Origin of the sequence: Micromonospora sp. NPDC050276 (genome assembly GCF_044459545.1) — a bacterium.
GTDB lineage: Bacteria > Actinomycetota > Actinomycetes > Mycobacteriales > Micromonosporaceae > Micromonospora.
This window is the reverse complement of the sequence record NZ_JBITJA010000003.1, coordinates 314219-330259: the sequence shown is the minus strand read 5'-3', so window position 1 is coordinate 330259 and position 16041 is coordinate 314219. Positions and strand designations below refer to the sequence as shown.

Genomic DNA, 16041 nt, shown 5'->3' with positions numbered 1-16041 from the left:
CGCGACTGCGGGGCTCGCAAACCCGGCTCACTCCTCGCGCTCACGCCCGCTCTCCCTTGTCGACGGCCAGTCCACCCGTCGCCGATCCGGTGGCCTCGATGTGCCGGTCCACCTCGGCACCGAGGCTGCGCAGGATGTCCAGCACCAAGCCGATCACCACCAGGTACACACCGATGTCGAAGAAGAGCGACGTGACCAGGTGGACGTCGCCGATCAGCGGCAGGGCCCGGTCGACCTTGGCGCTCTCCAGCACCGACCCACCCGCCAGCAACGCCACCGCACCGCTGCCCACCGACACGGCCAAGCCGGCGCCGAGAATCGCGCCGGCGCCGATCGGGGCCGCCTCGGTCAGTTCGTACCGGCCGCCGGCCAGATAGCGGACCACCAGGGCGAGACCCGCCACCAGACCGCCGGCGAAACCGCCGCCGGGCGCGTTGTGCCCGGAGAAGAGCAGGAACAGCGAGAACAGCACCACGGTGTGGAAGATCAGCCGAATGACCACCTCCAGCACGATCGAGCGACGCTCCTCGTAGAGGGTGGGACCACCGCGTAGCCACACCGGCCGGTCGCGTCCACTCCCCCGCTGGTCCGTCTCGGCCCGCTGCGGCCGCGGCCCGGTGCGGGACCGCTCGAAGATCAGACTGGCCACCCCGGTCGCGGCCACCACCAGCACCGCCAGCTCGCCCATCGTGTCCCAGGCGCGGATGTCGACCAGAGTCACGTTGACCACGTTGCGGCCGTACCCCTGCGCCACCGCAAGATCCGGGAAGGCGGCGGAGATGTCCGGGGCCCGGCGGGCACCGACGGCAGTGAGGGCCAGCCCGGCGGCCACCACACCCGCCGCCACCCCGATCGCGCGGCGGACCCACCGGGTGCGGCGCAGCGGACGGGCCGAGAACCGCTCCGGCAGGCGACGCAGCACCAGCACGAAGACCGCGATCGTCGAGGTCTCCACCAGGAACTGGGTGAGCGCCAGGTCGGGTGCTCCGTGCAGGACGAACAGCATCGCCGTGCCGTAGCCGGTCATGCCCACCAGCAGCATCGCGGTCAGCCGGCGGCGGGCGCCGACCGCCAGCACCGCCGCCACCGTGATCACCAACACGACCACCGGTTGCAGCAGGGAGTCCCAGAGCGGAATCCGCGCCCGCCAGGGGCTGGCGGAGACCATCGCCGCACCGGGCACCAGCACCAGGGTCACCAGGATGATGCCCAGATACTGCGGCAGGGAGCCGCGCTGGGTCGCGCTGGTCACCTCGATGGCCAGCCGGTCGAACCGGCCCACCAGCCACTCGTACCCCTGGTTGCCCCCCACCGGCGACCGGAGCCGGGCCAGCACCGGGGCGAGCGGTCCGCGCACGGCGAAGAGCAGGCCGCCGCCGACGAGCGCCAGCACGGTCAGGCCGAGCGCCGGGGTCGGTCCGGCCCAGAGCGCCAGGTGCGCGTCGACCCCGCCGAGCAGATCGGCGTACGGGCGCAGCAGGTCGTCCAGCACGCTCGCGGCCGGGCCGGCGAGCAGACCGACCCCGGCCAGCACCGCGGGTGGGACCAGCAGCGACGCGGCGATCGGCCCCGGCGGGACCGGCGCCACACCCGGCCGGTCGGCGAACGCGCCCCAGAGGAAGCGGGCGCTGTACGCGACGGTGAGCACCGTCCCGACCACCAGGCCGGTGAGCAGCACCGGTTGATCGGTGAACGCCCCGAACACCGCCTCCTTGGCCACGAAGCCGACCAGCGGCGGCACCCCGGCCATCGACGCCGCGGCCACCACGGCGACCACGAACAGCGGTCGGGACCAGTGCCGCAGCCCGGACAGCTCGCGCAGGTCACGGGTGCCGGCACTGTGATCGATGATGCCGACCACCAGGAACAACGCCGCCTTGAACAGGGCGTGCGCCAGCAGCATCGCGGTGCCGGCCAGGGCGGCGTCCGGGGTGCCCGAGCCGGTCACCGCGACCAGCAGGCCGAGCTGGCTGACCGTCCCGTACGCCAGCAGCAGCTTGAGGTCGGTCTGCCGCAGCGCGGCCCAACCGCCGACCAGCATGGTGGCGACACCGGCGACCTGCACGACTGGTCGCCACGGACCGACCGTGGCGAGCACCGGCGCGAGCAGCCCGACCAGGTAGACGCCGGCCTTGACCATGGCCGCGGCGTGCAGGTACGCGCTGACCGGTGTGGGTGCCGCCATCGCCACCGGCAGCCACGAGCTGAACGGCAGCACCGCCGACTTGGACAGCGCACCGGTCAGGATCAGCAGCACGGCGCCCACCAGGTACCCGCCGCCGGGCAGCGACGCTGGGATGATCTCCGACCAGCGGTAGGTGCCGGCGTGCGCGCCGAGCATGATGAAGCCGACCAGCATGGCGAGCCCACCCAGCGTGGTGACGGTCAACGCCTGTGCCGCCGCCCAACGGCTGGACCGCCGTTCGGTGCTGTGTCCGATCAGCAGGTACGAGAAGATCGTGGTGAGCTCCCAACCGACGTAGAGCAGCAGCAGGTCGTCGGCGAAGACCAGGACGAGCATCGCGCCGGCGAAGGCGACCAGGACCGCGGCGAACTGCGCCAACCCGGCGGAGCCGGCGCTGAAGTAGCCGGCGCTGTAGACGAGGATCAGCGCGCCGATGCCGCCGATCAGCAGCGTCATCAGCCAGGAGAGCGTGCTGAGCCGTAACGCGATGTCGAGGCCCAACTGCCGGATCCACGGGTACGTCTCGACCACCGCCCCGCCATCGGCGACGGCCGGGGTGCGGGCCACCGCCCAGCTGAACGCGGCGGCCGGCGCGAGCGCCAGTGGGTAGCACGCGCGCGGACCCCACCAACGAACGAGCAGGGGCGCGGCGAGGGCCGCCACGAGATGGAGGATGAGCAGTACCAGCACCTGCACTCCCGATCGACGTGGCCGACGCCGTGGCAGCGGTGGCGCCTAGCAGCGATCAGACGCCAGTTCGTTCCTCGCCGGGCGGTTTTGCGGGAATTCGCCCATTGGGCGCCGTCCGGTGCCTGGGCAAGGGCGTCAGCGCAGCAACGCGCTGTCGAGGGGCTGCGCGTCGTCCGGCGCGGGGCGATCGCGACACAGCTCGGCCAGCAGGTCGGGGCGGCCGAGTTGGCGGGCGACCCGGTCGACCACCCGTTCCGCGGCGGTCAGCGATCGCACCGAGAGCAGGCGGCCACGGCTCTCGCGACGCAACACGAAGTAGTGGACGGCAACGCGGACCTGCCCCCGATCGGCAGCGCTGGCCTGGGCGGTGCATCGGACCAACTCGCGTAGGCAGTGGGCGAGGCGTTCGGCGAGCTCGAGCTCGGGGCCGTGCAGGCCGGTGCGGAGCGCGGCGAGGTGGCTGTCGACCTTGCGAATCAGCACGTCGGTGCCCGCTTCGACGGTGCGCTGCTCGCCGGCCATCACGTCCCCTCACCCCGGTTCGCGTTGCGGGTGAAGTTACTTTATGTTGCTCCTTAGAAGCAAGCAGTTAAGTGAGACTTAACGCATTAAGCGCACGTTCCACGCTTTTTGCCTTTTGTTGACTCATTCCGTCGCTAGGTCGTTCGTCGTTGTCGTACCGGCGGGGCACGATGGACCGGTGACCGGGGCAGACGCAGACGCCGGCGCGGTGCTCGCCGGGTTCGGCCCGGCCACCCGTGCCTGGTTCGACGCCGCCTTCGCCGCGCCCACCGCCGCCCAGACCGGCGCCTGGCGATCGGTCGCCGCCGGTCGCAACGCGCTCGTGGTGGCGCCCACCGGCTCCGGCAAGACGCTCGCGGCCTTCCTCTGGTCACTGGACCAACTGGCCCGCGAGCCCGCCCCGGCCGAGGCCCGCCAGCGGTGCCGGGTCCTCTACGTCAGCCCGCTCAAGGCCCTCGCCGTCGACGTGGAGCGCAACCTGCGCGCCCCGCTGGCCGGCATCCGGCAGGCGGCCACCCGGCTGGGCGTCGCACCGCCCGACATCACCGTCGGCATGCGCACCGGCGACACACCCGCCGACGAGCGACGAGCCTTTGCCCGCACCCCGCCCGACATCCTCATCACCACGCCCGAGTCGCTGTTCCTGCTACTCACGTCCGCGGCTCGCGATTCGCTGCGCGGCATCCAGACGGTGATCGTCGACGAGGTGCACGCGGTGGCCGGCAGCAAACGCGGCGCCCACCTCGCCCTCTCCCTCGAACGCCTCGACGAGCTGCTGCCCGCCCCGGCGCAGCGCATCGGCCTGTCGGCCACCGTCCGCCCGATCGACGCCTGCGCGCAGTTCCTCGGCGGTGCCCGCCCGGTCGACGTGGTGCAGCCGGCCACCCCGAAGACCATCGAGGTCAGCGTGCAGGTCCCGGTGGAGGACATGACCCGCCTGGACGAGCAGGAGCAGCCGCCGGAGGACGACCTCGGCGGCCCCGGGCCGCGTCGGGCGTCGATCTGGCCGGCCGTGGAGGAGCGGGTCTTCAGCCTCATCGGGCAGCACCGCTCAACCATCGTCTTCACCAACTCCCGGCGCAGCGCCGAGCGGCTCTGCGCCCGGCTCAACGAGCTGGCCGCCGAGGCCGTGGCCGCCGCGTCGGGCGAGGACGCGATCGGCGTACCCGAGGGGTTGCCGGCGGTCGACGACCCGGCCGGCGACGACGACCCGACTTCCGGCGCGCAGCGGTGGAGTGGCCCCGCCGGTCCGGTGCGCAACCGGCCGCCGGCCGAGGTGATGGCCCAGTCCGGCGCGGCCGCCGGGGCGGCACCCGTGATCGCGCGCGCCCATCACGGCAGCGTCTCCCGCGAGGAGCGCAAGCACATCGAGGAGGCGCTCAAGTCCGGCCAGCTGCCGGCGGTGGTGGCCACCTCCAGCCTGGAGCTGGGCATCGACATGGGCGCGGTCGACCTGGTGGTGCAGATCGAGGCGCCGCCGAGCGTGGCCGCCGGGCTGCAGCGGGTCGGCCGCGCCGGGCACCAGGTGGGCGCCGTCTCCCGGGGCGTGGTCTTCCCCAAGCATCGCGGCGATCTGCTCTCCTGCGCGGTGGTCGCCGAGCGGATGACCGACGGCGCGATCGAGGAGCTGCACTACCCGCGCAACCCACTGGACGTGCTGGCCCAGCAGATCGTCGCGATGGTGGCGCTGGAGCCGTGGGCGCTCGGCGACCTGGCCGTGCTGGTCCGGCGGGCCGCGCCCTTCGCCGAGCTGCCCGACTCGGCGCTGCACGCCGTGCTGGACATGCTCTCCGGCCGCTACCCGTCCACCGCCTTCGCCGAGCTGCGCCCCCGACTGGTCTGGGACCGGGCCACCAACCTGCTCACCGGTCGCCCCGGCGCGCAGCGACTCGCGGTGACCAGCGGCGGCACCATTCCCGACCGGGGCCTGTTCGGGGTCTTCCTGGCCGGCGCCGAACGGGCCGCCCGGGTCGGTGAGCTGGACGAGGAGATGGTCTACGAGTCCCGGGTCGGCGACGTCTTCCTGCTCGGCTCCTCCTCCTGGCGGATCGAGGAGATCACCCCCGACCGGGTGCTGGTCTCGCCCGCCCCCGGGCAGGCCGCGCGCATGCCGTTCTGGAAGGGCGACCAGCTGGGCCGGCCGGTGGAGCTGGGCCGGGCCATCGGCGCTCGGGTGCGCACCCTGCTGCGTCAGACCGACGAGGCGGCACTGGCCGCGCTGCGCGACGGCGGGCTGGACGACTGGGCCGCCGGCAACCTGATGGCCTACCTGCGCGAGCAGCGGGAGGTCACCCGTTCGCTGCCCGACGACCGCACGGTCGTGGTCGAGCGGTTCCGCGACGAGTTGGGCGACTGGCGGCTGGCCGTGCACAGCGTGCTCGGTGCCCGGGTCAACGGGCCGTGGGCCCTCGCGGTGGGCCGCCGGCTGGCCGAACGATACGGCGTGGACGCCCAGGTGATGCCCTCCGACGACGGCATCGTGGTGCGCCTTCCGGACACCGCCGACGAGCCCCCCGGCGCCGACGTGGTGGTCTTCGAGCCGGACGAGATCACCCAGCTCGTGGAGGAGTCGGTCGGCACCTCCGCGCTCTTCGCCGCCCGGTTCCGGGAGTGCGCCGCGCGGTCACTGCTGCTGCCGCGCCGCGACCCGCGCCGCCGCCAGCCACTCTGGCAGCAACGGCAACGCGCCGCGCAGCTGCTCGACGTCGCCCGCGAGTACGCGGACTTCCCGGTCACCCTGGAGGCGGCCCGGGAGTGCCTCCAGGACGTCTTCGACCAGCCGGCGCTGGCCGGGCTGATGCGCGATCTGGCCAACCGCAAGGTGCGGCTGGTCGAGGTGGAGACCAGCGCGCCGTCCCCGTTCGCGCGGTCACTGCTCTTCGGCTACGTCGGCGCGTTCCTCTACGAGGGCGACGCCCCGCTCGCCGAGCGCCGCGCCGCCGCGCTCGCCCTCGACTCCACGCTCCTCGGCGAGCTGCTCGGCCGGGTCGACCTGCGCGAGTTGCTCGACCCGGCGGTGCTCACCGAGACCGATCGACAGCTGCGGTGGCTGACCGAGCAGCGTCGGCCGCGCGACGCCGAGGACGTCGTCGAGCTGCTGCGGGTGCTCGGTGACCTGAGCGACGCCGAGTTGACCGAACGGGGCGTGCCGGAGACCTGGCTGACCGAGCTGGAGGCCACCCGCCGGGTGCTGCGGGTCCGGATCGCGGGCGAGCAGCGCTGGGTGGGCGTCGAGGACGCCGCCCGCCTGCGCGACGCCCTCGGCGTGGCGCTGCCGGTGGGGGTGGCCGAGGCGTACCTCGCGCCGGTGGCCGACCCGCTCGGTGACCTGGTGGCCCGCTACGCCCGCACCCACGGGCCGTTCGCCGCAGCCAGCTGCGCGGCCCGCTTCGGGCTCGGCGTGTTCGTCGTCGAGCAGGCGCTGCGCCGGCTCGGCGCCACCGGGCGGGTGGTCTCCGGGGAGTTCACCCCGGATTCGGCCGGCGCCCAGTGGTGCGACGCCGAGGTGCTGCGGATGCTGCGCCGCCGCTCCCTCGCGGCGCTGCGCCGGGAGATTGAGCCGGTGCCGCCCCGGGCGCTGGCCACATTCCTGCCGCGCTGGCAGCAGGTCGGCTCGTCCGCCCGAGGTGTGGAGGCACTGGCCGCCACCGTGGAGCAGTTGCAGGGCGCGGCGGTGCCCGCGTCCGCCCTGGAACGGTTGGTGCTGCCCGCGCGGGTCGCGGACTACTCCCCCGCCCAGCTCGACGAGCTGTGCGCGAGCGGGGAGGTGCTCTGGGCGGGGTCGGGCGCGATCTCCGGGGGTGACGGCTGGGTCACCCTGGCGTACGCGGACGCCGCGCCGCTGCTGCTCCCGCCGCCCGACGAGGCGTTGACCCGTACTCCGCTGCACGACGCGGTGCTCGACGCGCTCGGCGACGGGCAGGCGCTGTTCTTCCGCCCGCTGGCCGACCGGGTCGGCGCGACCGACGACGCCGCACTGACCGGGGTGATCTGGGACCTGGTCTGGGCGGGGCACCTCACCAACGACACCCTGGCCCCGCTGCGCGCGGTGCTCGGCGCCGGCGGCGCGCATCGTGCCCGGCCGTCCGCGCCCCGCACCCGGTACCGGCGGCCCGGTCGGGTGGCGCTGCCCACCCGAGGTGGCCCGCCGACGGTCGCCGGCCGCTGGTCACGCCTCCCGGATCGGGACCTCGACCCGACCCGCCGGGCCGCCGCGCTCGCCGACCTGCTGCTGGAGCGACACGGGGTGGTCACCCGTGGCGCGGTCATGGCCGAGCAGGTGGTCGGCGGGTTCTCGGCGGTCTATCCGGTGCTGTCGGCACTAGAGGAGCGCGGCGCGGCCCGCCGGGGGTACTTCGTCGAAGGGCTCGGCGCGGCGCAGTTCGCCGTACCCGGTGCGGTGGACCGGCTACGCGCGCTGGCCGAGCCGGCCGACGGCGTCCGGGGCCGTGGCGCGGCGGCCACGGTGCTCGCCGCGACCGACCCGGCCAACCCGTACGGCGCGGCGTTGCCCTGGCCGGAACGGGTCGTCGACTCCGGCGACGGTGCCGCCCCGGCGACCGGGCACCGGGCCGGCCGCAAGGCGGGTGCCCTGGTGGTGCAGGTCGGTGGCGACCTGGTCCTCTACGTCGAACGCGGCGGCCGGACGCTGCTCTCCTTCAACGACGACGCCGAGACGCTCGCCGCGGCCGGCAAGGCGCTCGCCGACGCCGTCCACTCCGGGGCGCTCGGCGCGATGTCGGTGGAGCGGGCCGACGGCGAGGCGGTGCACTCCTCGCCGCTGCGTGACGCGCTGACCGCCGCCGGGTTCCGGGCCACCCCCCGCGGCCTGCGCCTGCGCGGCTGACCCGCCACGCACCGGTGCTCAGCGCAGGCCGTTGAGGACCTTTTCGTAGCGAGAGCGGTCGGCGGCCGGCGTCTTCGCCTTCAGGTAGTTGAGCACCACCGCGCCACGCTGGTACGACTGGCCGCCCCAGGTCTCCGCGATGTCGCTGGCGCTGATCTCGTCGGGAAACACGTAGACGGTGACACCGTCGGTGGCGATCAACTCGGAACACCCCAGGCCGAGGCCGTCCGGCCCGCAGTCGACCGAGCGGTCCGTCGGGTGGGACACCTTCAGGCCGGCGGCCCGGAAGGCGTCGACGACCTGCTTCGCACTCGGCGCACTGGCCGGACGCTTGGGTAGCACCACCGGAGGCGGGCTGGCCGGTCGCCGCTCCGTGGTCCCCTGTACGGCGGGGGGCGGCGGGGTCGTGCCGTCGACGCTGGGCGAAGCCGGGGGCGGCGGCGGGGTCGTGCCGTCGACGCTGGCCGAAGCCGGAGGCGGCGGCGCGGTCGATTCGGACGAGGCCGACGCTGCCACCTCGGGGCGGCCGGCGTCGTCGCTGCCGCAACCGGCGCCGAGGGCGACGGCGACCAGCAGGATTCCGATCGCGGGGAGGTTCCGTGTTGTCACCAGGGCAGTCTGCCCAACACCATCCGGTGGCGGGAGGGGCCAGTCGGCCACTGCGCTGTCCCGTATCCGCCACCGCACTGCCGTTCGATTAGCCTGCGGGCATGTCCGCCGTGCCCTGGATCTCGTTGACCACCGACTACGGCCTCACCGACGGCTTCGTGGCCTCCTGTCACGGGGTCATCGCCCGGATCGCACCGACTGCCCGGGTGATCGACGTGACCCACCTGGTGCCGCCGGCGGACGTCCGGCGGGGTGCCGCCGTGCTGGCGCAGACCGTGCCGCACCTGCCGGTGGGGGTGCACGTGGCGGTGGTCGATCCGGGGGTGGGCACCGCCCGGCGGGGCGTCGCGCTGGCCACCCCGGGCGGGTTGCTGGTCGGCCCGGACAACGGGTTGCTGGTGGACGCGGCCACCGCACTCGGTGGGGTGACCGACGCGGTCGAGCTGACCGAGCCGCGCTGGCTGGCCGCCCGGGTGTCCGGCACGTTCCACGGCCGGGACGTCTTCGCGCCGGTGGCGGCCCGGCTGGCGCTCGGCGCGCCGCTGAACGAGGCGGGTCCGCCGGTGGACCCGGCCGGGCTGATCCGACTACCGACGCCGACGGTGACCCGGGACGCCGAGGGCTTCACCGCCGAGGTGGTGACCGTGGACCACTTCGGCAACGTCCAACTGGCCGCCCCGGCGGAGCTGCTCGATCCGCTGCCGGCCACGCTCCGGGTGGGCCGGCCGGGACCGGTGCCGGCCCTGGCGGCGGTGCACGGGCGGACCTTCGGCGACGCCCCGGCCGGCGCCCTGGTGGCGTACGTCGACTCGGCCGGCCTCGTCGCGGTCGCGGTCAACGGTGGTCGGGCCGCCGACGTTCTTCCGGCGTCCCCGGGGGACCTCCTGCGGGTATCGGGCTGATGTTCGACTGTGGAATGCTTCTCCGGTGGGTGAGCATGTGGTTCCTGTGGGATGTCCCTGCTGTGCATCACGGACCGGCGGGGGGACCTGCCCGGTCTGTTTCTGGACCGACGACGGCCAGACCGACGCCGACGCCGACGCCGTGCGGGGTGGTCCCAACGGCGATCTGAGCCTTTCGCACGCCCGCCTCAACTACGCCGTCTACGGTGCCAGCCACCCGCGCTACCAGGACATGGTGCGTGCGGCCCGCCCCGACGAGCGACCCTGAGGCGACGCCCGACGGGGCGAGCGCGGGCTCAGCAGACCGGCACGCTGCCGCCGTACACAGTGGAGATGTACGCGTGGCTGACGTACTGGCCACTGGCCAGCCGGTTCCAGCGGGTGGTGGTGCGGTACGGGCCGGCGACCGACTGGCCGACGACGTAGCACTGGATCGGCACGTGGGCCAGCCGGGCGGCGAGGCCACGGATCGAGGACGACGTGCTGGCCCCGGTACGGATGTTCAGCGGTCCGTCACCGACCACGCCGCGTGGCCCGCCTCCGGTCCAGAGGTAGGCGACGTCCACCCAGGCGTTGGTGGTCAGCCGCAACCCGTCCCAGAAGGTGCCGTCGGCCAGGTCGATGCCGGCCGGGTTGAGCACGGTCCGCCCGAACTGGTCCCGTCCGCCGTTGTAGCCGGACTGGTACGCGGCCTGCGCCTCGGGCCGACCCTGCGGCAGGTCCTTCCAGTTCTCCCGCACCGATGAGGGGTTCCAGTAGTCGTCGCGGGTGTTCCACGGCCCGACGTCCCAGACTGGGGCGTACTCGCAGCGGGAGCCGCTGGTCGTGCAGACCCGCACGGTGTAGTCGCCGGTGTTGAGCGGGGAGAGACCCCGCCGCGACGGCAGCGCCACGAAGTGGTCGCGGGGTTGGACGGTTCGGCCGTTGGCGGTCAACTCGCCGACCAGCCCGATCCGGGTGGCGTACACCCGGTAGGTGCGGCCGGGCGTGGCGGCGGAGACGGCCGCGGTCGCGTCGGCGGTGAACTGCACGCCCCGGACCGTCGCCGTGGCGCCGCCGTTGGGGGCGGTGAGCACCACCCGGGTCTGCACCCGGGTGACCGGCCGGTCGAAGACCGCACCGGCGGTGGCGGCCCGCCACTCCGTCCAGCCGGCGGCCCGCCAGGCCCGGACCTGCGCCTCCACGGTCGCCCCGGTGGGGACCGAGGCGCTGATCTGGGCCTGGACGCGGGTGGCTGGCCGGGCGAGGGTGCGGGGAGCGGTCAGCAGCATCCCCTCGGCGACCGCGCTGTGTGGGCTGCGGGCGCCGCGCCCGCCGGGCCGGGCCTCGCGCAGTCGTAGGCCGGCGGCGGTGCGCCGGACGTTGACGTCGTCGCGGTCGACGGTCGAGAGGTCGGCGTTCCATCGTTCGCCGCCGGGTGCGGCGGCGACGAGGGCGATCGGCGCACCGGTGGGCGCGGCGGCCACAACGGCGCCGGTGGGCAGGAGCGCGGCGGTGAGCAGGAGGGTGAGGGTGGCGATGAGGGCGAGGGATGGGATAGGACAACGCGGTCGCGTCATGGGCATTCTCCTCAGAACCCCCTGACACTCGCATGTCAGGAGATCATGAGGAACCGGTGTACAAATAGCGACACATGCGAATCTTGCTCGAAAGAGGGAGGATGGCAGGGTGCCCGAAGGCGACACCGTCTGGAACACCGCGCGCGTGCTGCACCGCGCGCTGGCCGGCGCGCGGATCACCGGCAGCGATTTCCGGGTGCCGCAGCTGGCGACCACGGATCTCACCGGCTGGACCGTCCGCGAGTCGGCCAGCCGGGGCAAGCACCTACTGCTGCGCCTCAGCACTCCGACCAAGGAGCCCTGGACCCTGCACTCCCACCTGCGGATGGACGGCGCCTGGCGGGCGTACGCCCCGGGGGAACGTTGGAGCGGCCGACCCGCGCACCTGATCCGGGTGGTGCTGCGCAGCCCCGGCGCCGTCGCGGTCGGCTACCACCTGCACGACATGGCCCTGGTGCCGACCGCGGAGGAGGACGAACTGGTCGGCCACCTCGGCCCCGATCTGCTCGGCGCGGACTGGGACCCGGCCGAGGCGGTCCGTCGGCTCGCCGAGCACCCGGAGCAGACCATCGGCGAGGCGCTGCTCGACCAGCGCAACCTGGCCGGCGTGGGCAACCTCTACAAGTGCGAGGTGCTGTTCCTGCGCGGGGTGTCACCGTGGACACCGGTCGGTGGGGTGCCCGACCTGCCCGGCCTGGTGACCCTCGCGCAGCGGCTGCTCGCCGCCAACCGCGGTCGGTGGGCGCAGAGCAGCACCGGCTCGCTGCACCGCGGGCAGACCAGCTACGTGTACGGCCGCCGCGCCCAGCCCTGCCGCCGCTGCGGCACCGCGATCCGCAAGGAGGAGCTGGGCGACCGGGTCACCTACTGGTGCCCGGCCTGCCAGCCTGCGCGCCCGGGTCCACCGTCATCCGGCTGACCAGGGCACGCGTTGAGCAAGACCCATCACAGAAACGGACGATTGGGTAATTCCTATCCGGCCGCCGGAGTCGCATGCTGCGGTTGAGCGCTCACCGACCGTCAGCAGAGTGCCGAGGTCCCCACGCCGGGGTGGCGGACTTCGCGCCCCGAACCCGGGGAGAGTCATGGCGATGTTCCGCAGACTCCGCTCCACCTTCTTCGAGCGGACCACCCGCGACACCGACGCCAGCGCCAACGGCCGGGCGGTGTCCGTGCCGACCGCGCGTACCGCCGAGGAGGCCCTTCCGACGCCGAGCCTGGACCCGGCCGTGGTGCCCCGCTACTTCGGCCCCGTGCCGAACTTCGCCCACAGCCCTCGCCCGACACGTGGCCCCGACGGGCAGCTGACACCGGGGACCGGGCTGCGCAAGTTCGTCGACCCGCTGCCCATCCCCGGTCAGCAGGGCCGCGGTGACCTCGGCAGCCACCTGCCGGTGGCGGCACCGGACACGATCAGCTATCCGGGCTGCGACTACTACGAGATCGGCCTACAGGAGTACGCGCAGCGGCTGCACCGGGACCTGCCGGCCACCCGGCTGCGCGGCTACCGCCAGCTCAACCTGGGCACCGACCCGGCCGGGCACAACACGGTGGCTCCCCCGGAGCGACCCTGGCACCTCGGACCGATGATCATCGCCCGTCGGGGTCGACCGGTCCGGGTGAAGTTCATCAACCAGCTCCCCACCGGTCGGGCGGGTGAGCTGTTCCTGCCGGTCGACGACACGATCGAGGGAGCGGGCCTCGGCCCACTGGACGGACCGGCGCCGTACCCGCAGAACCGGGCCGTGCTGCACCTGGCCGGGGCGCAGACCGGCTGGACCAGCGCGGGCAACCCGGGGCAGTGGATCACTCCGGCCGGGGAGATCACCCCGTACCCGAGCGGGCCGGGCCTGGTCCACGTGCCGGACATGCCGGCGCCCGGCAGCGGGGCCACCACGCTCTACTTCCCGAACGAGCAGAGCGGCCGGCTGCTGTGGTTCCACGACAACACCCCCGGCCTGGCCCGGCTCACCGTCTACGCCGGGCAGCTCGCGCTCTACCTGCTCACCGACCCGGCCGAGGACCAGCTCATCGCCGACGCGGTGCTGCCGGCCGACCAGGTGCCCCTGGTGATCGAGGACAAGACGTTCGTCCCGGACGACACCCAACTCGCCGCCGAGGACCCCACCTGGGACCGGGAACGCTGGGGCGCCCGGGGCAGCCTCTGGCACCCGCACATCTACCAGCCCCGGCAGAACCCGTACCGCTCCGGTGGCCGCAACCCCACCGGGCGGTGGGACTACGGCCCCTGGTCACGTGGCCCCGCCCGCACCGACGGTTGGGTGCCGAACCCGTACCACGATCCGGTGGGCGCGCCGGACGAGCCGCCGGTGAACCCCGGCGTGCCGCACCCGTCCGCCGTCCCCGAGGCGTACGGCGACACCCCGCTCGTCAACGGCGTCGCCTACCCGTACCTGGAGGTGCGCCCACGCGCGTACCGGTTCCGGATCCTCAACGCCTGCCTGGACCGCAGCCTCAACCTCCAGCTCTACCGCGCCTGCTCGGACGCGGCGATGTGGACGGCCGACGGCGTGCTCGCCGACGGTGACGCCGGTGAGGTGCCGATGGTGCCCGCGTCGCGGGCGGCGGACCGGCCGGCGGACTGGCCGACCGACGGACGCGACGGCGGGGTGCCGGACCCGCGCGCCGCCGGGCCGGAATTCGTCCAGATCGGTAACGAGGCCGGGCTCCTGCCAGCGCCGGTGGTGCTGCCGAACCGTCCGATCGGCTACCGCTACGACCGGCTCGACCCGACCGTGCTGAACGTCGACGGGCACACCCTGCTGCTCGCCCCGGGGGAGCGGGCCGACGTGCTCGTCGACTTCTCCGCCGTGCCGCCGGGCAGCACGCTGATCCTCTACAACGACGCCCCGGCCCCGCTGCCCGGCTTCGACCCCCGCTACGACCAGCACACCGACGCCCCGGACCGCAGCGCCGAGGGCGGGCCACCCCCGACCGAACCGGGGTACGGCCCGAACACCCGTACCCTGCTCCAGTTCCGGGTGACCGGGACACCCGCGCCGCCGTACGACCTGAGCCGACTGCGGGAACGGCTGCCCCTGGCGTACGCGGCCAGTCAGCGCCCGCCGATCGTCCCGCAGCCGGCGTACGACGCGGCGTTCGGGACCCGGACCCCGGCGCAGACGACAGTGCCGGTGCATGCCACCACTGTGACGTTCACGCCGCCGGCCGGCACCGGCCCGGTGACCCTTCCGATCACGGTCAAGGCCGCGCAGCAGATCTTCGAGCCGGACCACGGTCGGCTGGCCGGCCGCCTCGGCGTCGGCCACCCGCACGCCGGGCCGCTCGGCCCGGCGACCCTGCCGCTCGGCTCGACCGACCCGGTCACTGAGGTGCTCTTCGCCACTGACCCCGCCGTGCCGGTGGGCGCCGCCACCGACGGCACCCAGCTCTGGCGGATCAGCGGCAACGTCCGGCAGACCGAGCCGCTGCACATCGGCGGCTGCGACGTGCAGGTGGTCAACCGGGTCGGCTGGGACGGCACACTGCGGCTCCCGCACGGCACGGAGCTGGGCTGGAAGGGGATCGTCCGGGTCCACCCCCGGGAGGACGTGGTGGTGGCGCTGCGCCCGGTCGCCCCGGTGCTGCCGTTCAAGCTGGGTGACAGCCTCCGGCTGCTCGACCCCGGTCGCCCGGCCGGAGCCCGGACCGGGTCGACCCCGATCAGCCCGGCGGACGGGCGACCCGCCACGGTGGTCAACCAGCTGGTCAACCTCGGCTGGGAGTACCGCTGGCACAGTCAACTCGCCGGCCACCGGGATGGCGGGATGACCCGACCGCTGGTGCTGCGGGTGGCGCCGAAGGCGCCGACCGGGCTGACCGCCACACCGGTGCCCGGCTCGGCCACCGCGCTACCCGCGATCGCGCTGGCCTGGACCAGCAACGGCGGGCGGCCACCGGCCACCAGCCACCTGCTGCAACGGGCCACCGACGCCACCTTCGGCGGCGACGTCACCACGATCACCGTCGCGGCCGCCGCCACCCGGTACACGGACGCGACCGTCACTCCCGGGGTTACCTACCACTACCGGATCCGAGCGGAGAACGCGGTCAGCTACTCGTCCTGGTCGAACGGGGTGCCCGCCTCGGTGCACCTGGCCGCGCCGAGCGGTCTGGTCGCGACGCTCCCGCCGGCCGCGCCGCTGCGGGTGGCGCTGCGCTGGACGAACCGGTCGTTCGCCACCGGCATCGACGTGCAGCGAGCCACCAACCCGACGTTCACCAGCGGCCCGGGCACCACGGCGATCGGGGTGGGCGACAACCACCTGGACGCGACCGTCGCCCCGGACACCACGTACTACTACCGCGTCCGGACCACCTACCTGGGCGCCGCCTCGGCGTGGTCGACCGTCGCCACGGTGACCTCGCCGCCCGCGCCCGGCACCCCGAGCGGGGTGAGCGCCACCGCCAGCGCGCCGGGACCGGACACCGCGACGGTGATCCTGGCCTGGGCGGCGAGCACGCCCGGCGGCCCGGGTGCCGGATTCACCGTGCAGCGGGCGCTGGACCCGGCGTTCGACCGGGAGGTGGCGACTTTCACCGTGACCGGGCGCAGCTTCACGAACACCGGGCTGGCCCGGGGCGTGACCTACCACTACCGGATCCGGTCGTTCAACGTCGTGGGCACCTCGCCGTACAGCGGGCCCGTCCTGGTGACGACGCCGCCGTGACCGGCCGGGACCGGCGCGCCGCCATCCGCGTTCGCGC

Annotated in this window: 9 protein-coding genes; 5 read left to right on the top strand and 4 right to left on the bottom strand. The window is 74.1% G+C overall.

Going from position 1 to position 16041, the window contains the following annotated elements:
* Positions 1 to 40 precede the first annotated feature (40 nt).
* Together ACIBF8_RS07565 and ACIBF8_RS07560 are read right to left on the bottom strand one after the other, a co-directional pair.
* A complete protein-coding gene (locus ACIBF8_RS07565; RefSeq protein WP_396781528.1) occupies positions 41 to 2875 on the bottom strand; it encodes a Na+/H+ antiporter subunit A in 2835 nt (944 codons plus the stop codon).
* A 135-nt stretch (positions 2876 to 3010) separates the two neighbouring features.
* Positions 3011 to 3397 carry a hypothetical protein gene (locus ACIBF8_RS07560; RefSeq protein ID WP_396781527.1) on the bottom strand — a complete coding sequence of 129 codons (387 nt, stop codon included), beginning with the start codon at positions 3395 to 3397 and terminating at the stop codon, positions 3011 to 3013.
* A gap of 178 nt (positions 3398 to 3575) precedes the next feature.
* Between ACIBF8_RS07560 and ACIBF8_RS07555 the strand changes: the two genes are divergently transcribed.
* Positions 3576 to 8243, top strand: coding sequence for an ATP-dependent helicase (locus ACIBF8_RS07555; RefSeq protein WP_396781526.1), 4668 nt, complete (start codon positions 3576 to 3578; stop codon positions 8241 to 8243).
* A gap of 18 nt (positions 8244 to 8261) precedes the next feature.
* Here the strand turns inward: ACIBF8_RS07555 and ACIBF8_RS07550 are convergent, their stop codons facing one another.
* Entirely contained in the window at positions 8262 to 8852 is a 591-nt protein-coding gene (locus ACIBF8_RS07550; RefSeq protein ID WP_396781525.1) for a hypothetical protein, read from the bottom strand.
* A gap of 101 nt (positions 8853 to 8953) precedes the next feature.
* On the opposite strand from ACIBF8_RS07550, the gene ACIBF8_RS07545 reads away from it, so the two are divergent.
* Both ACIBF8_RS07545 and ACIBF8_RS07540 read left to right on the top strand, forming a co-directional pair.
* Positions 8954 to 9754: an S-adenosyl-l-methionine hydroxide adenosyltransferase family protein gene (locus tag ACIBF8_RS07545; protein WP_396781524.1), complete on the top strand. Its 801-nt coding sequence runs from the start codon at positions 8954 to 8956 to the stop codon at positions 9752 to 9754.
* On the top strand, positions 9693 to 10022 hold the full coding sequence (locus tag ACIBF8_RS07540; RefSeq protein ID WP_396781523.1) for a CPCC family cysteine-rich protein: 330 nt from the start codon (positions 9693 to 9695) through the stop codon (positions 10020 to 10022). The genes ACIBF8_RS07545 and ACIBF8_RS07540 overlap by 62 nt, the downstream gene beginning before the upstream one ends.
* A 28-nt stretch (positions 10023 to 10050) precedes the next feature.
* On the opposite strand, the gene ACIBF8_RS07535 is transcribed toward ACIBF8_RS07540, so the two are convergent.
* Entirely contained in the window at positions 10051 to 11313 is a 1263-nt protein-coding gene (locus ACIBF8_RS07535; RefSeq protein ID WP_396781522.1) for a hypothetical protein, read from the bottom strand.
* Between the two features lie 109 nt (positions 11314 to 11422).
* Between ACIBF8_RS07535 and ACIBF8_RS07530 the strand changes: the two genes are divergently transcribed.
* Together ACIBF8_RS07530 and ACIBF8_RS07525 are read left to right on the top strand one after the other, a co-directional pair.
* Entirely contained in the window at positions 11423 to 12232 is an 810-nt protein-coding gene (locus ACIBF8_RS07530; RefSeq protein ID WP_396781521.1) for a DNA-formamidopyrimidine glycosylase family protein, read from the top strand.
* A 166-nt stretch (positions 12233 to 12398) separates the two neighbouring features.
* On the top strand, positions 12399 to 16004 hold the full coding sequence (locus ACIBF8_RS07525; protein WP_396781520.1) for a hypothetical protein: 3606 nt from the start codon (positions 12399 to 12401) through the stop codon (positions 16002 to 16004).
* The last annotated feature ends 37 nt before the right edge of the window (positions 16005 to 16041 follow it).